12 protein-coding genes and 1 tRNA gene are annotated in these 16,593 nt (G+C 67.2%); 9 read left to right on the top strand and 4 right to left on the bottom strand.

Annotated elements, in window-relative coordinates; all coding sequences use genetic code 11:
* The first annotated feature begins 4 nt into the window (after positions 1-4).
* The 5 genes from infA (at position 5) to AADI75_RS14280 (ending at position 2,052) form a co-directional block, all read left to right on the top strand.
* Positions 5-250 (top strand): translation initiation factor IF-1, encoded by a 246-nt coding sequence (infA, locus tag AADI75_RS14300; protein ID WP_341209678.1) that lies wholly within the window; start codon positions 5-7, stop codon positions 248-250.
* 34 nt (positions 251-284) lie between these two features.
* Complete coding sequence (locus tag AADI75_RS14295) at positions 285-857, top strand: nucleoside triphosphate pyrophosphatase (protein ID WP_341209677.1); 573 nt, start codon at positions 285-287, stop codon at positions 855-857.
* Complete coding sequence (locus AADI75_RS14290; RefSeq protein WP_341209676.1) at positions 850-1,776, top strand: ribonuclease; 927 nt, start codon at positions 850-852, stop codon at positions 1,774-1,776. Before AADI75_RS14295 ends, AADI75_RS14290 begins: the two co-directional genes overlap by 8 nt.
* Complete coding sequence (gene yacG / locus AADI75_RS14285) at positions 1,773-1,946, top strand: DNA gyrase inhibitor YacG (protein WP_341209675.1); 174 nt, start codon at positions 1,773-1,775, stop codon at positions 1,944-1,946. The genes AADI75_RS14290 and yacG overlap by 4 nt, the downstream gene beginning before the upstream one ends.
* Before the next feature lie 30 nt (positions 1,947-1,976).
* A tRNA-Phe gene (locus tag AADI75_RS14280) sits at positions 1,977-2,052 on the top strand.
* A 127-nt stretch (positions 2,053-2,179) separates the two neighbouring features.
* Here the strand turns inward: AADI75_RS14280 and AADI75_RS14275 are convergent.
* Positions 2,180-3,853: a beta-xylosidase gene (locus AADI75_RS14275; protein ID WP_341209674.1), complete on the bottom strand. Its 1,674-nt coding sequence runs from the start codon at positions 3,851-3,853 to the stop codon at positions 2,180-2,182.
* Positions 3,854-4,065: 212 nt separating this feature from the next.
* Between AADI75_RS14275 and AADI75_RS14270 the strand changes: the two genes are divergently transcribed.
* Both AADI75_RS14270 and AADI75_RS14265 read left to right on the top strand, forming a co-directional pair.
* Positions 4,066-5,331, top strand: a complete 1,266-nt coding sequence (locus AADI75_RS14270) for a PQQ-dependent sugar dehydrogenase (protein ID WP_341209673.1) — start codon at positions 4,066-4,068, stop codon at positions 5,329-5,331.
* 112 nt (positions 5,332-5,443) lie between these two features.
* Positions 5,444-7,882 (top strand): TonB-dependent receptor, encoded by a 2,439-nt coding sequence (locus tag AADI75_RS14265; protein WP_341209672.1) that lies wholly within the window; start codon positions 5,444-5,446, stop codon positions 7,880-7,882.
* A gap of 100 nt (positions 7,883-7,982) precedes the next feature.
* Here AADI75_RS14265 and AADI75_RS14260 read toward each other — a convergent pair whose 3' ends face one another.
* The 3 genes from AADI75_RS14260 to AADI75_RS14250 all read right to left on the bottom strand — a co-directional run bounded on the left by AADI75_RS14260 (position 7,983) and on the right by AADI75_RS14250 (position 14,467).
* A complete protein-coding gene (locus AADI75_RS14260) occupies positions 7,983-10,181 on the bottom strand; it encodes a GH92 family glycosyl hydrolase (protein ID WP_341209671.1) in 2,199 nt (732 codons plus the stop codon).
* Between the two features lie 94 nt (positions 10,182-10,275).
* The gene (locus tag AADI75_RS14255; RefSeq protein WP_341209670.1) at positions 10,276-13,272 is read right to left on the bottom strand and encodes a TonB-dependent receptor; all 2,997 of its coding nucleotides are present in this window, start codon (positions 13,270-13,272) and stop codon (positions 10,276-10,278) included.
* A gap of 247 nt (positions 13,273-13,519) precedes the next feature.
* Positions 13,520-14,467 (bottom strand): AraC family transcriptional regulator, encoded by a 948-nt coding sequence (locus tag AADI75_RS14250; RefSeq protein WP_341209669.1) that lies wholly within the window; start codon positions 14,465-14,467, stop codon positions 13,520-13,522.
* Positions 14,468-14,769: 302 nt separating this feature from the next.
* Here AADI75_RS14250 and AADI75_RS14245 point away from each other — a divergent pair, with 302 nt between their 5' ends.
* Positions 14,770-15,621 carry a PEPxxWA-CTERM sorting domain-containing protein gene (locus AADI75_RS14245; RefSeq protein ID WP_341209668.1) on the top strand — a complete coding sequence of 284 codons (852 nt, stop codon included), beginning with the start codon at positions 14,770-14,772 and terminating at the stop codon, positions 15,619-15,621.
* A gap of 547 nt (positions 15,622-16,168) precedes the next feature.
* Positions 16,169-16,593: TonB-dependent receptor plug domain-containing protein (locus tag AADI75_RS14240; protein WP_341209667.1), on the top strand; the 425-nt coding region annotated here is incomplete at its 3' end.

Genomic DNA, 16,593 nt, shown 5'->3' with positions numbered 1-16,593 from the left:
CCGTTTGGCGAAAGAAGAACTCCTCGAGATGCGCGGGCAGGTGGTGGAACTGCTCCCCAATGCGATGATCCGCGTCCGGCTCGAGAACGATCACGAAATCCTCGGCCACACCGCCGGGAAGATGCGCAAGAACCGTATCCGCGTGCTGGTCGGCGACGAAGTCCTGGTGGAACTGACTCCCTATGATCTGACCAAGGGGCGGATCACCTACCGCTTCATGCCGGGTCGCGGTGGTCCCGGCCCGTCCTAATCATCTTCTCGCGCCCGCAACTGGGCGCGCGATCATGACCCGCCTCGTCCTCGCATCCTCCTCGCCGCGTCGTCTCGACCTGCTCGCGCGGATCGGTGTCGTCCCCGACCGGATCGTCGCGCCCGAGATCGACGAGACGCCGCACCCGCGCGAACTGCCGCGCGCCTATGCGCTGCGCCTCGCGGTCGAAAAGGCGCGCGCGGTCCCGCGCGCCGCCGACGAAGCGGTGCTGGCCGGCGACACCACGATCGCGGTCGGCCGCCGCATCCTGCCCCCCGCCATCGACGAGGCGATCCAGCGCGAATTGCTGGGGCTGCTCTCCGGGCGTCGCCACCATGCGCTGTCGGCGGTCTGCGCGATTGCGCCCGACGGCACCGAGCGTGTCCGGCTCGCCGACACGATCGTCGCCTTCAAGCCGCTCTCTCCTGCCGAGATCAACGCTTACGTCGTGTGCGGCGAAGGGCTGGGCAAGGCCGGCGGCTACGCGATCCAGGGGCGTGCCGAGGCGTTCGTGCGCTTCCTTCACGGCAGCCATTCGGGCGTGATCGGACTGCCGCTGTTCGAGACCCGTGCCTTGCTCGCGGCGAGCGGCGTCGCCTTTGGCTGAATGGCTCTACGAGGACGGGATCGGCGAGGCGCGCGCCGCGCTGGTCGCCGGGGACCGCATCCTCGCCGCGCGCATCGAACTGCCCGAGCTTCTGCGCGTCGGCACCGTCGCCCGCGCACGCCTCACCGAAAAGCTGGTCGCGACGCTCGATGACGGGCAGGAGGTAATGCTTGATCGCGCCCCAGCGGGGGTGACGCTCGGCGCCCCCACCACGATCGAGGTGATCCGCGAGGCGATCCCCGAACCCGGCCGCGCCAAGCGCGCACGCGCACGCATCACCGATGCCCCGCCCGCACCCGGCCCCGACCTGCTCGCGCGGATCACCGCCTCGCCGTACCCGGTGCGCACGCTCCGCGCGCATCAGCCGGATGCGCTCGAAGCCGCGGGCTGGTCGGAGGTGATCGAGGAAGCGCAGACCGGCGAGATCGCCTTTGCGGGCGGTGCGCTGCGCATGACCCCGACCCCGGCGATGACGCTGTTCGACGTCGACGGCGACGGTCCGCTCAACCAGCTCGCGTTGCGCGCCGCCACCGCGGTGGCGCTTGCGATCCGTCGCCACGCGATCGGCGGATCGATCGGCATCGACTTCCCGAGCATCGCGGGCAAGGCGCTGCGTCAGGAGGTCGCCGCCGCGCTCGACGCCGCGCTGCCGCCGCCGTTCGAGCGCACCGCGGTCAACGGCTTCGGCTTTCTCCAGATCGTCCGCCCGCGCCCCCGCGCCTCGCTGCCCGAGCGCGTTCGCGACGACCCGGTCGGGGCCGCCGCGCGTGCCGCGCTGCGCCAGCTGGAACGCGTGCCCCCCGACGCCCCCCACGCGATCCGCCTTCCCGCCCCCGTGCGCGCGCGCCTCGAATCCCGCGCCGACTGGATCGAGCTGCTGGTGCGCCGCACCGGCCGCACCCCCATATTCGACGGATGAGCATGTCCCGCTGCCCGATCTGCACCGCCCCGACGGTGCCCGCCCACGCGCCCTTCTGCAGCCGCGGCTGCAAGGACCGCGACCTGCTGCAATGGCTTGGCGAAGGCTATCGCCTGCCGGGTGAAACAATCGACACGGAATCGCTGGACAGCCGCTCCGACAGCGATTAGGGGACGCGCCTCGCCGCTGAAAAGCGGTGCGCCCAAGTAGCTCAGTTGGTAGAGCATGCGACTGAAAATCGCAGTGTCGGTGGTTCGATCCCGCCCTTGGGCACCATTCCTTTTTCGATGATGCCCGGTTAGCGGCACCGCCTTCGCCGGGATGCGGCTCGACGGCGCCGACGCATCAGGGGCGGACCTGCTCGACCGGTCAGCCCCGCGGCCGTCGCGCTTATCGGTCGCGCTTATCGACTGTCCAGCATGACGAGCGCAACGCCCTGCCGTGGCAGGGTGAACGTGGCCGTCGTTTCCTGCTTGCCCGTCGCCATCGTCACTTGCTGCGGCACCATCACGGACGCCTTTTGCAGCTGCAGGTATTGCGCGTCGTCGGGCGCGATCGGCGCGCCCATCTTCTTCCACGCGGCGAAGGCATTGGCGTTTTCGCCATCGACGCGCCACAGCGTCGCGCGCCCGCCGCCGCGCACCCCGCGCACCGCCAGCGTCACCGCGGCCTCCGCGCCCGGAACGTCGTCGTCGTGATAATGCCAGACCAGCACCGCCACCTTGCCGTCGGCGGTGCGCGTCGCGATCGTCCCGACGTCCGCCGCCCCGCGGACGCCCTCGGCGATCATTCTGTCGAGCGGCACCTGGGCGTCACTCGTCGCCGTCAGCCGCTCGGTGCCGAGCTTCGCGAACAGCCGGAAGACGTTGAGCACCGGCAGGTCGACGCCGTTGCTCGCCAGCTGGCGATAGCCCGCGAACCACGGCTGGTCCTCGAACTCGAACGCCCAGGTCAGCACGCCGTCCAGGTTCACCTTGCGCCGCGCCGCCAGCTCCCAGATCCGCGCGAAGCTGGCCGCGGTATAGCTCGAATACATCGTGCCGTTGCGATAGGCGTTCTCCGGCCCCGGACAGGCCGCGCAGCCCTCGGGATCGCTTTCTCCGATCACCACCGGCCTGGTCGCCAGCGCCGGGATCGACAGCGCCTTGGTGAAGCCGCGGTCGACCTCGCGCAGCTGCGCGGCGATCCCCATGCGGACGTGCCCGTCGACGAACGTCGGGCTGCCCTTGGCATGGAAGGCGAGGAAGTCGGTCGGCGTCCCGACCTGCCCGGTGGCATAGTTCCGCCCGCTGCTGACGTGTTTCAGGAACCCGTCCATGAACGCGCCGCCTGCGCCTGCACTGTCGGGCCCGCCGACCCGTGCAGTCGGCAGCGCGCGCCGGACGCCGTCGACGGCATAATCGTGCAGCTTGTAGAAGTCGTCCGGGGATGCGGTCCAATAAGAACCGTTCGCCTCGTTCCAGACTTCGAAATACCAGCGCTCGACCTCGGCGCGGCCGTACCGCGCGACGTTATGGCGGGTCCATTGGAAGATCAGCTCGCGCCATTTGTCGTAGTCCTTCGGCGGATAGGCCCAGCCGGACATGATGCGCTTGTAATCGAACCCGGGTCGCCAATCGTGGCGGTACGGCGTGCCCTGCGGCGCGGACGACAGCGCCTCGGGCATGAAGCCCAGTTGCAGGTACGGCCGGATACCCCGCGCCAGATACGTATCGATGATCCGGTCGACGTTCGTCCAATTGTAGACGGGTTTGCCGTCCGGAGTCTCGTTGTAGATGTCGGTGCTGCCCCATTTGAACGCGGCGGTGCCGTCGCCGGTGTTAAGCAGGTTGTGCGCGCGGAAGTACACGTCGCCGCGCTTCAGCTTGCCGAGTTCGGCCAGCAACTTCGTGCCGTCCTTCATCGTCGCGTAGTTCGGCTCGTCCGCACCGAAGAACCGCCACACCGGCGGCAGCGTCCCGTCGCTGCGCGACGCATCGACCGTCACGCGCACCGGCCGGGCCGTCTGCGCGGCTGCGGCGGAGGAGATGATCGCGGCAAGCAGCAACGGAGGCAGAAAGCGGGAAAGCCGGCGCATCGGTGATCCTCTCTGGCATCGTCTTGGCCGCGTCCGGACGCGACGACCGATGGGTAGAGCACCCGCCGCCGCTCTGTCACGGTCTTCTCGCGCCGGGTCTGTGGGATGCCGACGATCCGGCCCTTGACCATCTTGCGCCAGATCACCGAAACAATGCTGGCAGGCCGGCGGGTCGTTCGTCACAACATGCTTATCTTTCAGGAAGGTATCACGTGGTTCGACTATTCCCGACGGCGATGATCGCGATGCTGGCCGGATGCGGTTCGCCGCAGGCTGCGCAGCAGGCCGCCCCGACACCGGCACCCACCGCCGATCCGGTCAATTACGGCGCGTCGACCCCGGCGAAGGTGAAGCCGTTCAAGACCACCCCCGTCGCGACCTTCGACAGCCCCTGGGCGCTCGCCTTCCTCCCCGACCGGCGGATGCTGGTGACCGAGAAGCCCGGCCGGTTGTGGCTGGTGACCGCCGCGGGGGCGAAGACGCCGGTCGGCGGCGTGCCGACCGTCCATTTCGAGGGCCAGGGCGGGCTGCTGTTCGTCGCGGCCTCGCCGACCTTCGCGCAGGACAACCAGGTCTACCTGACCTATGCCGAACCCGGAGAGGGCGGCGACGGACTCGCGCTGGCGCGCGCGACGCTCGACACCAGCGGCGCGCGGCCCGCGCTCAAGAACCTCGCCGTGATCTGGCGCCAGCTGCCGCGCGGCAAGGGCGGGCAGTTCGGCGGCTACATCGCCTTCTCGCCGGACGGGCGCTACCTGTTCCTGACCTCGGGCGAGCGGCAGCGCTTCACCCCCGCGCAGGACCCCGATCAGGCGTTGGGCAAGATCCTGCGGCTGACGCTCGACGGCAAGCCCGCACCGGGCAACCCGGGGGCCGGCAAGACCGGCGGGACGACGATCGGCATCATCGACCCGCCCGAGAACACCGGCGCGGCGGCCAAGGCACCGGTCCGCACGGCGACGATGCCCGCGCCCAACCTCACCCCCGCCGAGACGTGGAGCACCGGGCACCGCAACCCCTATGGCCTCGCCTTCGATGCGAAGGGGCAGCTTTGGGAAACCGAGATGGGGCCGCAGGGCGGCGACGAGCTGAACCTGATCGAAGCCGGTCGCAATTATGGCTGGCCGCTAGTGTCGTATGGCAAGAATTACGACGATACGCCGATCCCGTCGCACAAGGGCAACACCCGCTTCCAGCAGCCTGCGCTCTACTGGGATCCGATCATCGCACCCGCCGGTCTGACCTTCTATGACGGCGCCATGTTCCCGCAATGGCGCGGCTCGGCGTTCATCGGCGGCCTCGCCTCGACCGCGCTGATCCGCATCGCGTTTGACGGCAACGTGCCCCGTGAGGCCGAACGCTGGGACATGGGCGCACGCATCCGCGCGGTGATGACCGGCCCGGACGGCGCCTTGTGGCTGCTGGAAGACGGGGACGGCGGACGCCTGCTGCGGCTGACCGCGGATCGCGCCGGCTGAGCGGCTTTCGCATAGGGCAACCGAATCATTAACCTCTGTCAGCTAGCGAGCCCCGACCAAATCGTTTGAATTGCTCGGGGTTTTCGTGACATCGTTATTCATTGCCGCTGCTATGGCGTCGACTTCGCTGTCGTCGGCCACCGTTTCCGACGCGTCCGTTGATGCCGCAGCGGTCAAAGCGAACGCCGACGACACCGTCACCACCGGCGTCGCCAAGGGTCGCGACCGCCTGGACAGCGCCACCTCGACCAGCAACCTGAAGGAAGCCGATCTCACCAAGCTCGCGCCGCGGTCGATCGGCGATCTGCTGCGCGACATTCCCGGCATCCGTTCCGAAGCCGCCACCGGCGAGGCGCTCGCCAGCGTCTCGATCCGCGGGCTGCCGCTCGCCTCGTCGGGGATCAAGTTCGTCCAGTTGCAGGAGGACGGGCTACCGGTCCTCGAATTCGGCGACATTCAGGGCGTCGGCCCGGACAGCCTGATCCGCGCCGACCTGAACCTGTCGCAAGTCGAGGTGATCCGCGGCGGCTCGGCCTCGACCTTCGCGTCGAACTCGCCGGGCGGGCTGATCAACTTCATCTCGAAGACCGGCGACACCGAGGGCGGTGCGATCGCGCTGACCAGCGGGCTCGACTATGAACAATATCGCGCCGATTTCGACATGGGCGGCAAGCTGGGCGACACCGCGCGCTTCCACATCGGCGGTTTCTTCCGGCAGGGCGAAGGCCCGCGCCGCACCGGATACGATGCGCAGCGCGGCGGACAGCTGAAGCTCAACGTCACCAAGACCTTCACCGGCGGTTACATCCGCCTGTACGGCAAGTATCTCGACGATCGCTCACCCTTCTACGACACCGTGCCGGTCGTCGCGACCGGCGACGATGCCGCGCCGAAGGTGCGCGAGATCGCCAATTTCGATGCCAACCGCGACATGCTGCTGTCGCGCTACATCCGCCGCAACCTCGTGCTCGACGGCAACAACAATCCCGTCGTCCATGGTCTTGCCGAGGGTGTCACGACCAAGGTGAAGTCGGTCGGGCTCGAAAGCCAGATCGACCTGGCGGGCTGGACCGTCACCGAGCGGTTCCGCTTCTCCGACGTGTCGGGCGCGTTCGTCACGCCGTTCACCTCGGCCTATCTGCCCGCGACACAGGGCGCGGCCTTGCTCGGCGGCGCCGGGGCGCGGCTGTCCTACGCCAACGGCCCGCTTGCCGGTCAGGCCATCAGCGACCCGGCCAGCCTAAACGGCAACGGCCTGCTCGCCGCGCTCAACATCCTCGACCTGCGCATCAACTCGATGGACAACGTCACCAACGACATTCGCGCCAGCCGCGTCTGGACGATCGGCGACGGCGACCTGACCACCACCGCCGGCTTCTATGCCGCGCGTCAGTCGATCAACCGCGACGCGCTCTGGTCGACGCTGATCTCCGACGTGCGTGGCGACGGGCGGGCCGCGCTGGTTGACGTGACGACGGCGGGTGGGCGCGCGCTGACGCAGAACGGCGTCTATGCCTACAACCTCGCGCTCGCCGGTGGCACGCGCCGCCGCAGCGTCGATCTCGATTACGCCGTCAACGCGCCCTTTGCCTCGGCGAACTACCACATCGGCCGCATCGCGATCGGCGCGAGCGTCCGCTATGACGTCGGCACCGCACGCGGACAGGTGTTCGGCTCCGATCTCGGCGGCGGACGTGTCGGCACCGTCACCCGCGACATCGACGGCGATGGCGTGATCTCGTCGCCGGAAACGCGCGTCGGCGTCACCCCGCTGACCACCCCCGCCCCACTCGACTACAGCTATCATTACCTGTCCTATTCGAGTGGCATCAACTTCCGCATCGCCGAGCCGCTGGCGGTGTTCGCGCGCTACAGCCGCGGCGCGCGTGCCAACGCCGATCGCATCCTGTTCAGCCCGATCGTCAACACCACCGACGGCAGCCTGACGACCAAAAGCGCGGCGTTCGATCCGGTCAAGCAGGCGGAGGTCGGCGTCAAATATCGGCAGGCTGGGCTGACGCTGAACCTGACCGGCTTCTGGGCCAAGGCGCAGGACACCAACGTCGACGTCGTCACCAGCCAGATCATCCAGCGCGACTATCGGGCCATCGGTCTGGAATTCGAGGGCGGGGTGCGGCGCGGCCCCTTCGCGCTCAGCGCGGGCGCAACCTATACCGATGCCGAGATCACCCGCGACGCGGTGAACCCGGCGGTGGTCGGCAACACGCCGCGCCATCAGGCGAAGCTGATCTTCCAGGCGACGCCGCAGATCAGCACCGACCGGTTCAGCATCGGCGCGGTGTTCATCGGCACCACCGGCAGCTATTCGCAGGATACCAACATCCTAAGAACGCCGGGCTTCGTTACCACGAACGCCTTTGCGCAGTGGCGCGTGACGGAGCGGGTGATGCTGGGCATCAACGCCAACAATGTGTTCGATACGCTGGCGATCACCACCTTCGACGAAGCCGTCATCCCGGCCTCGGGGATCCTGAGGGCCCGGCCGCTCAACGGCCGCACGGTGTCGGCGATGGTCCGCTTCGACTTCTGACCATCACCGCCGCGACCGCAGCTCCGCGGTCGCGGCGGGAGGCCGGCGCGTTGAGGCGAGCCTGCATCGCCCGCTCCAATGCGTGATGCGCCCGGCCGGATCAGGCCGGTCCGGGTGCCGCCTGTCCCCACCGGGTCGGCGTGTCCGACAGGATCAGCCGCAGTTCGCCGCCGCCAGTGATGTCGCGCTGGCGGATGAACGGCGTTTGAAGCGGGCGACCGTTCAGCGTGGCGGAGGCGATGTAGATGCGCCCCGGTCGCCAATTGTCGGCGACGATCGTGAAGCGCTTGCCGTTTGCCGCTGCGATCGTGCCGCGCGGCTGGTGCGGGGCGTGCAGATAATAGAGGTCGGTGGTCAGCTTCGGGAACAAGCCGAGACGATTGAAAACATAGTGCGAACTCATCGCGCCATTGTCCTCGTCACCCGGATAGGCGTCAGGGGTGAAGCGGCGGAAGATGCGGTCGGCCCAATAGCTTGACAGGTCGGGACGGCCGACGTCGCTGAACAGCCACGGCGTCGCGAAGCTGGGTTCGTTGGTGATGTCGATGAGGCCCGCGTCGAGTGCGTGGCGGAGCCGTTCGGTGAACAGCGCGCGTCCGCGCATCGCGGCGATCATGCCCGGCACGTCGTGGAGCATCGCATAGGAATAGACCCACGCCGTCCCCTCGTAAAAGCCGACGTTCTCGTACTTTTTCCCGTCCCAGCCGATCTTGGGGTCGAGCGGCTGGAAGCGGCCGTCCGGGTAGCGCGGGATGATGAAACCGCGATAGCCGTCGCTCGTCGCCTCCGGATTCCAGACATTCCGCCAGCTTAGCGCGCGCGCGCGCAGCATCGCGGCCGTGGCGGTATCGCCCGCGGCCTCGGCGAGGCGCGCGGCGTAGAAGTCGTTGAGCGCGAAGGCGGGTGTCGACGAGCCGGAGCGGGCGCGTTGGTTGTCGGGCTCGGGACTCGCGTCGCCGACCGCGAACCAGCCTTGCTCGCGATAGCGGGAGCTTCGTTCTTTCAACGCGTTATGCAGCGCGACCGGGGCGGCGCTGCGCCAGTCGATGCCGGGCGCGCCGCGGATCAGCGCCTCGCCTAGCACATCGTCGACCTCGTCCCCGCCCTGCCCGACGTGGTAATTTCGCCCTGCAATGAAGGCGGTATGCGCCGCGCCGAAGCGGCGGTAGGTCCGCACGATCGAGGCGACATTGTCGCGGTAGACGCCGGGGCGGAGCAGCGACATCAGCGGAAAGCCGGTGCGGTACGTGTCCCACAGCGTGTAATAATCGTCCCAATACGGGGTCTTACGGTCGGCGAGCGGCTGGTCGCGGGTGCGGTCGCGCGGTTGCACGGCGCTGTGATACAGCGCGGTGTAGAAGCGGCGCTTTTCCGCGTCGCCGACCCCGTCGATCGTGGCGCGCGCCAGTTCGCGGTTCCAGGCCGCCTGCGTGCCGCGACGGACGGCCTCGAAATTCCAGCCGGGGATGTCTTCGTCGAGCAATTCGGCGGCGCGGGACGCGCTGCTGAACGAAATTGCCACCTTCAATTGGATCGGCGTCGCGGCTTTGGTGTCGAACTGCCACCAACCGGCGAGTTGGGTATCGCCCGGTGCACTCGCCTGCGTCGCACCGTCACGATCGTCCGCACCGACATGGATGCCCCAGCGGGTCGGCTTGCGATCGAGCTGTGCGACGAACCAGATATCGACCTCGGCCGGGTTCCAGTAATTGCGCGTCCGCACCCGTCCGGTGATCCGGCCGCGTACCGGATCGATCGTCACGTCAGAGCCGGCGCTCGCCAGCTCGCCGCGGATCTTGCGCGTGATGTCGAAGACCATCGTCGCCGGCTGTCCGGTGGGATAGCTGAAGCGGTAGATCGCGGCATAGGGTGCGGGCGTCACCTCGGCGCGGATGCCGTAGCGGGTCAGCGTGACGGCATAGGCGTCGGCCGCGACGCGCTCGTCGGCCTTGGGCGAGAGGTGGCGCGCCTCGTCGAAGACCGGTGCGCCGGTCTGCGGCGAGATCAGGAAGGTGCCATAGGTGGTGCGGCCGCCCGATCCTTGCGTGTGGAGTTGCGCAAAGCCGCTGAGCGGCGCGTCGCGGTCGTAGCCGGCGTTGCTGCCCACCAATGTCTGCGGGCTGGGATGGATCGAGCCGGCGGGGCGCGTCGGGCCGGGCACCGTATCGCCCTGATCGTCATTGCCGTTGCCGACGCGCGGATCGACGTAGCGGAACAGGCCCGGTGCCTCGCCCGACACCGCCATCGACGAGGTTGCCGCGAGCAGGAGGCCGAGGGCGACGCCGGTGCTGATCTTCATGCGCATTCCTTATGTCGTCGGTTGGCGGGTCCGTAGCAAAAAAGGCGGCGCTTCCATGAACGGGAAGCGCCGCAGTCGCCCTCAGGGAAGGGACCTAGAAAGTGGCGCGCGCGGTGACGGTGAAGGTGCGCCCGTCGTAATCGGCGCGACGGATCAGCCGCGGATCGTTCTCATATTCGATGCGGATCGCGTTGGTCAGGTTGTAGGCGTCGAACGAGAGCGACACGGTGTCGCTGAGGTTCGCCGACGCCGACAGATCGAGCTGCCCGCGCGCCTTCACCTGCCGCGCCGCGCCGGTGAAGGTGCCGGCAGAGGCGAGATCGTATTTGCTGCGGATGTTGTAGACCAGGCGGATGCCGCCAGCGTCGGTTTCGTAATAGCCGATGACGTTGGCGTTATGCTTCGACACGCCGGGCAGCGTCGCGTCCGCGCCGGTTGCGGTCTTCCCGCTGATCCCGGTGAAGGCATAGTTGAAGCCGCCGCCCAGATGCCGCAGCGCGCCGGGCAGGAAGTCGAGCGACTGCTGGAGGTTGAATTCCAGCCCGCGCACCGTGACGGGATTGTCCTGATTGACGAAGCCCGCCGCGGTGACGAGGAACGGCGTCGGCACCGCGCCGCCGGTGTAGATCTGGTCGCTTTCGCAGCGATCGCCGTTCACACGGAGGTTGCCGAGACCCAGCGCCGCGCCATCGGCGGGGCACAGACGGGTCGGATCGGTGATCTGCGCGATCAGCCCGGTGATCCGCTTCTGGAAGGCGGCGACCGAGATGATGCCGTTCGGGCGGTTGTACCATTCCAGCGAGGCGTCGAACGAGGTCGATTCATACGGCTTCAGATCGGGGTTGCCGAGCGTCAACGAATAGACGCCGTTGATCGGATTGCCGACGATCGTCGAGGGCGTGAACTGGCGCGGCTGCGGGCGGACATAGGTGCGATAGGCCGCACCGCGCAGCAACAGCTTGTCGGTCAAATCGGCGACGACGATGAACGACGGCAGCAGCTTGCCGTAGCTTTGCCGATAGGTGTTCGTGCGGAAATCGGCGGGCGAGCCGATCGTCGTCGTCAGCGAGATGCGGTCGAGCGCGTCGATCGTGTTGCGCGCATATTCGTAGCGCAGGCCGCCGTTGCCGCGGATGCGGATGCCGCCGATGTCGAACGCATATTTCGCCTGCGCATAGCCGGATGCGATATCGGTCTGGTTGGTGAAATTGTAGAGCGCGTAATTGTTGTCGTTATAGCGGATGTTGAACCCCGCGGGCGACAGCGCCCCGCCCGGATAGAGCGTGACCGGCAGCAGCTTCGACAGCGCATAGTCGAAGCGCGTCGCCTGCCAGTTGGTGCTGTACGTGCCCAGCTTGCCCCCGAAGAAATCGTCGGCGACTGGTGCGGTCTGCACGAACGAACCGTCGATGTTCTGCGTCTGAAGCCCGAACCCCGAGGTGCGATAGCCCTGCGAGATGAACTTGTTGTGCTCGAAGCGGAAGCCGGTCTGGATACCGCTGATGACGCTGTCCTGGAACGTCCGCTCGACATCCCATTGGTACGCGAGCAACTGGTTCTCGGCATAGCTTTGCGTGCCGGTGAGCTGGAAACGGTTGGTGCGCGCCGAGGCGGTCGAGGAGTTGTAATATTGCGTCGGGTCGGACACGCCGCCCCAGATCCACGTCGGCACCGCGCTGGTGATCAGCGGCTGCGGCGCGAGCGCATAATACAGGTCGCCGACATCGCCCGCGCCGGTGCGCAGCGTTCCGCTGCCGCCGTTGCCCGTAGCGGTCTGGAGCCGGTCGAAGTCGATCGAGGTTTCCTCCGACCGGTTGTTCGCGCGCGACGCGGTCAGGATGGTCGACAACCGCCAGGCATCATCGCTCCATTCCGCCTTGCCGTTGATCCCCCAACTGCTCTGGCGGATGCCGAGCCGGCGGGTCGAGGCGCGCGCGTCGGGGTTGGTGAAGTCGTAATCGGTGACGACATAGCGACCGTCATCCAGCTTCACCGGCGCGGAGGTCGGCGTCAGGAAGCTGGCATCGGTCTGGCTGATGATCGAGATATATTGCATCGTCTTGGGCAGACGGCGGTCGGTGTAGAAACCGGTCAGGCTGACGCGGGTGCGATCGTCGGGCTTCCATTCGGCGCCCGCCGCCCCGGTGTAGAGGTCGCCGGGGTTGAGCCGCGAATATTGGCGGAGCTGCGAATTGTAGAGGACGCCGCTCGTCGATGTGGCGCCGGTGCACGACGGGCAGGCAGCCGATTTCGCATAATAGCTGCCCAGCGTGCTGGCATTGGCCTGCGCCTGGGCGGCGGAGAAGCTGGAATAGCTGTTGAACTGCACCGTATCGCGGCGGAAGTTCTCCTTCTTGTACGCCAGCACCGCGAACACGCCGAAGCTGTCGGAGAACAGATGGTTGTAGCCGACGGTGGCGGCGGGCGCGAATTTGTCGCCAAGCTGGTTGTATTCGAGCGCCGCCTTGGTGAAGCCGCCTTCCTTCCGGCTGAGCGCGGGGGCGATCTGCAAGTCGACGTTGCCTGACAGCCCGCCCGACTGCGCATTGGCGAGCGGCGACTTGTCGATGACGATCGCGCTGAAGATATCGGCGTTGAACGCGCCGAGCGGGGCGGCTTCGGTCAGGATCGGCTCGGCGAAGGCGACGCCGTTGAGCGTCAGTCGCGCATATTCGCCGGGCAGGCCGCGCAGGTTGATCGTCGCATTGCGGCCCTCGGCCTCGCGGTTGATCTGGACGCCGGGGACGCGTTGCAACGCCTCGCCGACGTTGAGGTCGGGAAAGCGGCCCAGGCCGTCCGACGAAATGCCGTCGGTGATCGCGATGTCGTTGCGCTTCGAACGGATCGCATCGGCGTAGCTCTGACGGAAGCCGGTGACCACGATGTCGCCCTCTGGCTGCGGCACCGCCTCCGGCTGCGACTGCGGATCGGCGGCGGTGGTCTGATCCGGGTTGGCGGGCGTCGCCACGGTCGGGGTCGGCGGGTTGGTCGCGGGTTCGGCCTGCTGCGCGACGGCCGGAGTACCGGCCAGCATCGTGGCGGCGAGTAGCATGGCACCGAACGACCGATGCTGACGTGCAGCGAACCTCATCGAATTCCCCTCCCTTTTCGGGGCTGGCGCCCCCGGTATCGGGCAGACCTCGCGGCTGATGCGCGACTTGATTGGCCTGCCTGTTTGGTAAGGCCAATCTAGGAATGGATCAGTTTATATGTCAACTTGAATTATTAATTCGATTTGGGACTAGGCGTGCTGTGCGGCGCCATTGCGCCGAAGCCGTTGCGCCTTCAGGCGACTTTTTGCGTGCGGGTCGGTGTTCGCGGAACTTCCGCCGCGTCGCTCACAGTACATCCCCCGGCGCATGGCCGAAGTGCGCACGGAAATTCCGATAGAAGGACGACAGGCTGTCGAAGCCGCAGGCGAACGCGACGTCGGCGATCGTCCCCGCCGGCCGCCGTTGCAGCAATGCCTGCGCCGCGTTCAGCCGCGCCTCCAGCAGTACCCGCGCGCAGCTCTTCCCCGTTCCCTCGAACAGCCGCTGGAGCGCGCGCTCCGACAGCCCCTGCGCCCGTGCGATCAATCGCGGGGTCAATTGCGGATCGGCGCAATGCTTGTCGATGTAGCGGACGATCTCGCGCAGTCGCAGGTCGGCGAGCGACGCCTGCGCCACTTCGCCAGCGTCCGCTGACAGGCCGCGGTTAAGCGCGATCAGCATCGCCATGTGTCGCATCAGCGAACAGGCATCGTCCGGCGACACCATTTCAAGCGCGTCGGGCAGATGCGCGAGATAATCGCTCGCTAGTCGGCCGAGCGGCGTGGTGTGGCGGATGATCCCCACCGGATCGCCTTCAGGGCGTGCCAGCAGGTCGCGGAGCAGCCCGGCGGGGAACACCCATTGATCGAAGTCGACGAACGGGCCGCCGCTCGCCAGCACTTCCACGCCGCCATCGCCGTAAACGATGTCGCCGGGACGCACCTCGATCTCGCGCCCGTTCAGCGCGATCCGCCCCGACGTCCGGCGGTAGCGGATCGCCCACAGGCAGTCGGGTGCGCCGCGCGCGATTTCCGCTGCACCGCGCACGCCCGATGCCGCCTGCCCCAGATTGCGCACCATCCCCACGCCTCCGGCGAAACCGTGCACCTCGACATGGGCGATGAACCCGCCATCGCGATCCAGCCCGTCGCGCTCCAGACGGATCGGGATCGCCCCCTTCATCAGCATCTCACGCATGACGTCGAAACGCGCCGGCCGCGGGATCGCAAGCGTTGACCAGCGATCGATCAGCATCGTCTCCCCCCCCCGCCCGACCTGTATCAAATCGGAGCATAGTGTAAAATAGCACTTCCTTACTGTCGGTTGGTGGGAGGCTGCTGGCGGAAATCGGGACGACGGCCCGCATCGCCGCTGCGACAACGTGTCGTCCCGAACGGCGGGTGGGCTTGCCCACAACGTAACTGTGTACGTCGCCGGGATCGAACGGAGAGGAATGCGATGCCGACGCGATCGTTTCCCGACGCTGCAGCCGGGCCGCGCGCGATCGACGTCGTTCGATCCGAACGCATGACATGACGCAGAACAGGGGAAGTGGCATGAAGACGATGATGATGGCGGCGGGCCTGTTGATGGCCGCGGCGACCGGCGCGCAGGCGCAATCGATCGTGTACAACGACTTTTCGACCACCGACGGACTGAAGCTGAACGGATCGGCACAGAAGACCAGCGACGGCAGCCGCGACGTCCTGCGGCTGACCCCGACGGGCATCGGCCAGGCGGGTTCGGCGTTCAGCCTGCTGCCGCGCACGCTGAGCGCCGATTATGGCTTCAGCACGCGCTTCACCTTCAACATCGCCAACAACTACAACGGCGGCGCCGATGGCCTGGTCTTCGTAATCCAGACGCTGTCGAACAACGTCGGCGGCGCGGGCGGGGGCATCGGCTATCAAGGGATCGCCAACAGCCTGGGCGTCGAGTTCGACACCTGGAACAACGGCGCGGGCGACGGCTTCAGCGACAACCACATCGGCATCGATCTGGGCGGCGACCTCAGTTCGGTCGTGCTGGACAAGAACCTGCCCTTCCAGCTCGACGGCGGCAAGGACATCACTTCGTGGGTCGATTATGACGGCACCACTGGCAAGCTGGACGTGCGCTACGCCGCCGACGGCATCCGTCCGATCCTCGCCAACCTCAGCTACAACGTGAATCTCGCCGACGTGCTGGGCACCACGACCGCCTTCGTCGGCTTCACCTCGGGGACCGGGGCTGCGGCCAGCACGCACGACATCGTCAGCTGGGAATTCCGCGACTCGTTCAGCCCGATCGTGACGCCGGCGGTTCCCGAACCCGCGACCTGGGCGATGATGATCCTCGGCTTCGGCGTGGTCGGCGGCGCGCTGCGGCGGCGGAGCGTGGCGAACAGGGCGCGGCTGGCAGTGGCATGAACTGAACGGTCGGGCGGTGCGGGGCGGGATGCGAATCCTGTCCCGCCCGTAACGGATCGGGTGCGCCATGTGCCAGCGCCGCCGGCACCACCGCGCAGCGTGACGAACGGCAGGACGACACGCCGACACCGCAGAAAAAGCGGCGGATCTTGGTGCACCTATCGACAAGGTAGCCGGATTATTAACCGTATGAAGTTACACCGATCGCCACCACTTTCGCGATCGGAGTCCCCCATGATCGTTATTGCCGGCTACGCCATCGGTTCGCTGTTCACGCTCGCCGCGGTTGCCAACGTCTGCCGCTCATGTCGGCGGGTTCGTGTCCGGGCTAGGTAAGCTATTGATGCGGCATGATGTGTGCTTCCTGACTGCCGTTCCCCGGCGTTAGGGCAGCGATGCTCACCATTTGATTGTGTCATATTAACCACAACTGCCAAAAGAAAATGCCATCAATGACTTAGAATATTGCAACTATCTTGCATGTTTCCGCGATCGCTGGCCACTTCCCCGTTCAGGCGCGCCATAAGCGCTTTAAAAAGGGGACTATATGCGGCACTTCCTTGCGCACCGTACCAGCTTCATCGCGCTCATCGTCGCGACCGCCCTTCCCGCTGGTGCCGATGCGCAGGCAGCACCCGAACAGACACCGACCGAAGCGGCCGCCGCCTCCGAGACCGGCGACATCGTCGTCACCGGATCGCGCATCCGTCGCGACCCGCTCGACAACCCGTCCCCGGTCGTCACGATCGACGATGCCGCGATCGCCAAGACCGGCCTCTCCTCGATCGCGGACGTGCTGCAACGCATCCCGGCCTCGTCGGGCGGCCTCAATTCGAAGTTCAACAATTCGGGCAACCTCGGCAATCCGCCCGACGGCGGCGGCGTCGGCGCGGGATCGGCGGCGATCGACCTGCGCTATCTCGGCGCCAAGCGCACGCTCGTGCTGGTCGACGGCCTGCGCTACGTCAACGG

The organism is uncultured Sphingomonas sp., from assembly GCF_964021865.1.
Taxonomy (GTDB): Bacteria; Pseudomonadota; Alphaproteobacteria; order Sphingomonadales; family Sphingomonadaceae; genus Sphingomonas.
This window is presented reverse-complemented; position numbering and strand designations above follow the sequence as displayed.

Bases quoted from the DNA above. Each gene is read 5' to 3' on its own strand.
- AADI75_RS14250 (WP_341209669.1), bottom strand. From the start codon at position 14,467: ATGCTGATCGATCGCTGGTCAACGCTTGCGATCCCGCGGCCGGCGCGT.
- AADI75_RS14295 (WP_341209677.1), top strand. From the start codon at position 285: ATGACCCGCCTCGTCCTCGCATCCTCCTCGCCGCGTCGTCTCGACCTG.
- AADI75_RS14245 (WP_341209668.1), top strand. From the start codon at position 14,770: ATGAAGACGATGATGATGGCGGCGGGCCTGTTGATGGCCGCGGCGACC.
- AADI75_RS14265 (WP_341209672.1), top strand. From the start codon at position 5,444: ATGGCGTCGACTTCGCTGTCGTCGGCCACCGTTTCCGACGCGTCCGTT.
- AADI75_RS14255 (WP_341209670.1), bottom strand. From the start codon at position 13,272: ATGAGGTTCGCTGCACGTCAGCATCGGTCGTTCGGTGCCATGCTACTC.
- AADI75_RS14260 (WP_341209671.1), bottom strand. From the start codon at position 10,181: ATGAAGATCAGCACCGGCGTCGCCCTCGGCCTCCTGCTCGCGGCAACC.
- yacG (WP_341209675.1), top strand. From the start codon at position 1,773: ATGAGCATGTCCCGCTGCCCGATCTGCACCGCCCCGACGGTGCCCGCC.
- AADI75_RS14275 (WP_341209674.1), bottom strand. From the start codon at position 3,853: ATGCGCCGGCTTTCCCGCTTTCTGCCTCCGTTGCTGCTTGCCGCGATC.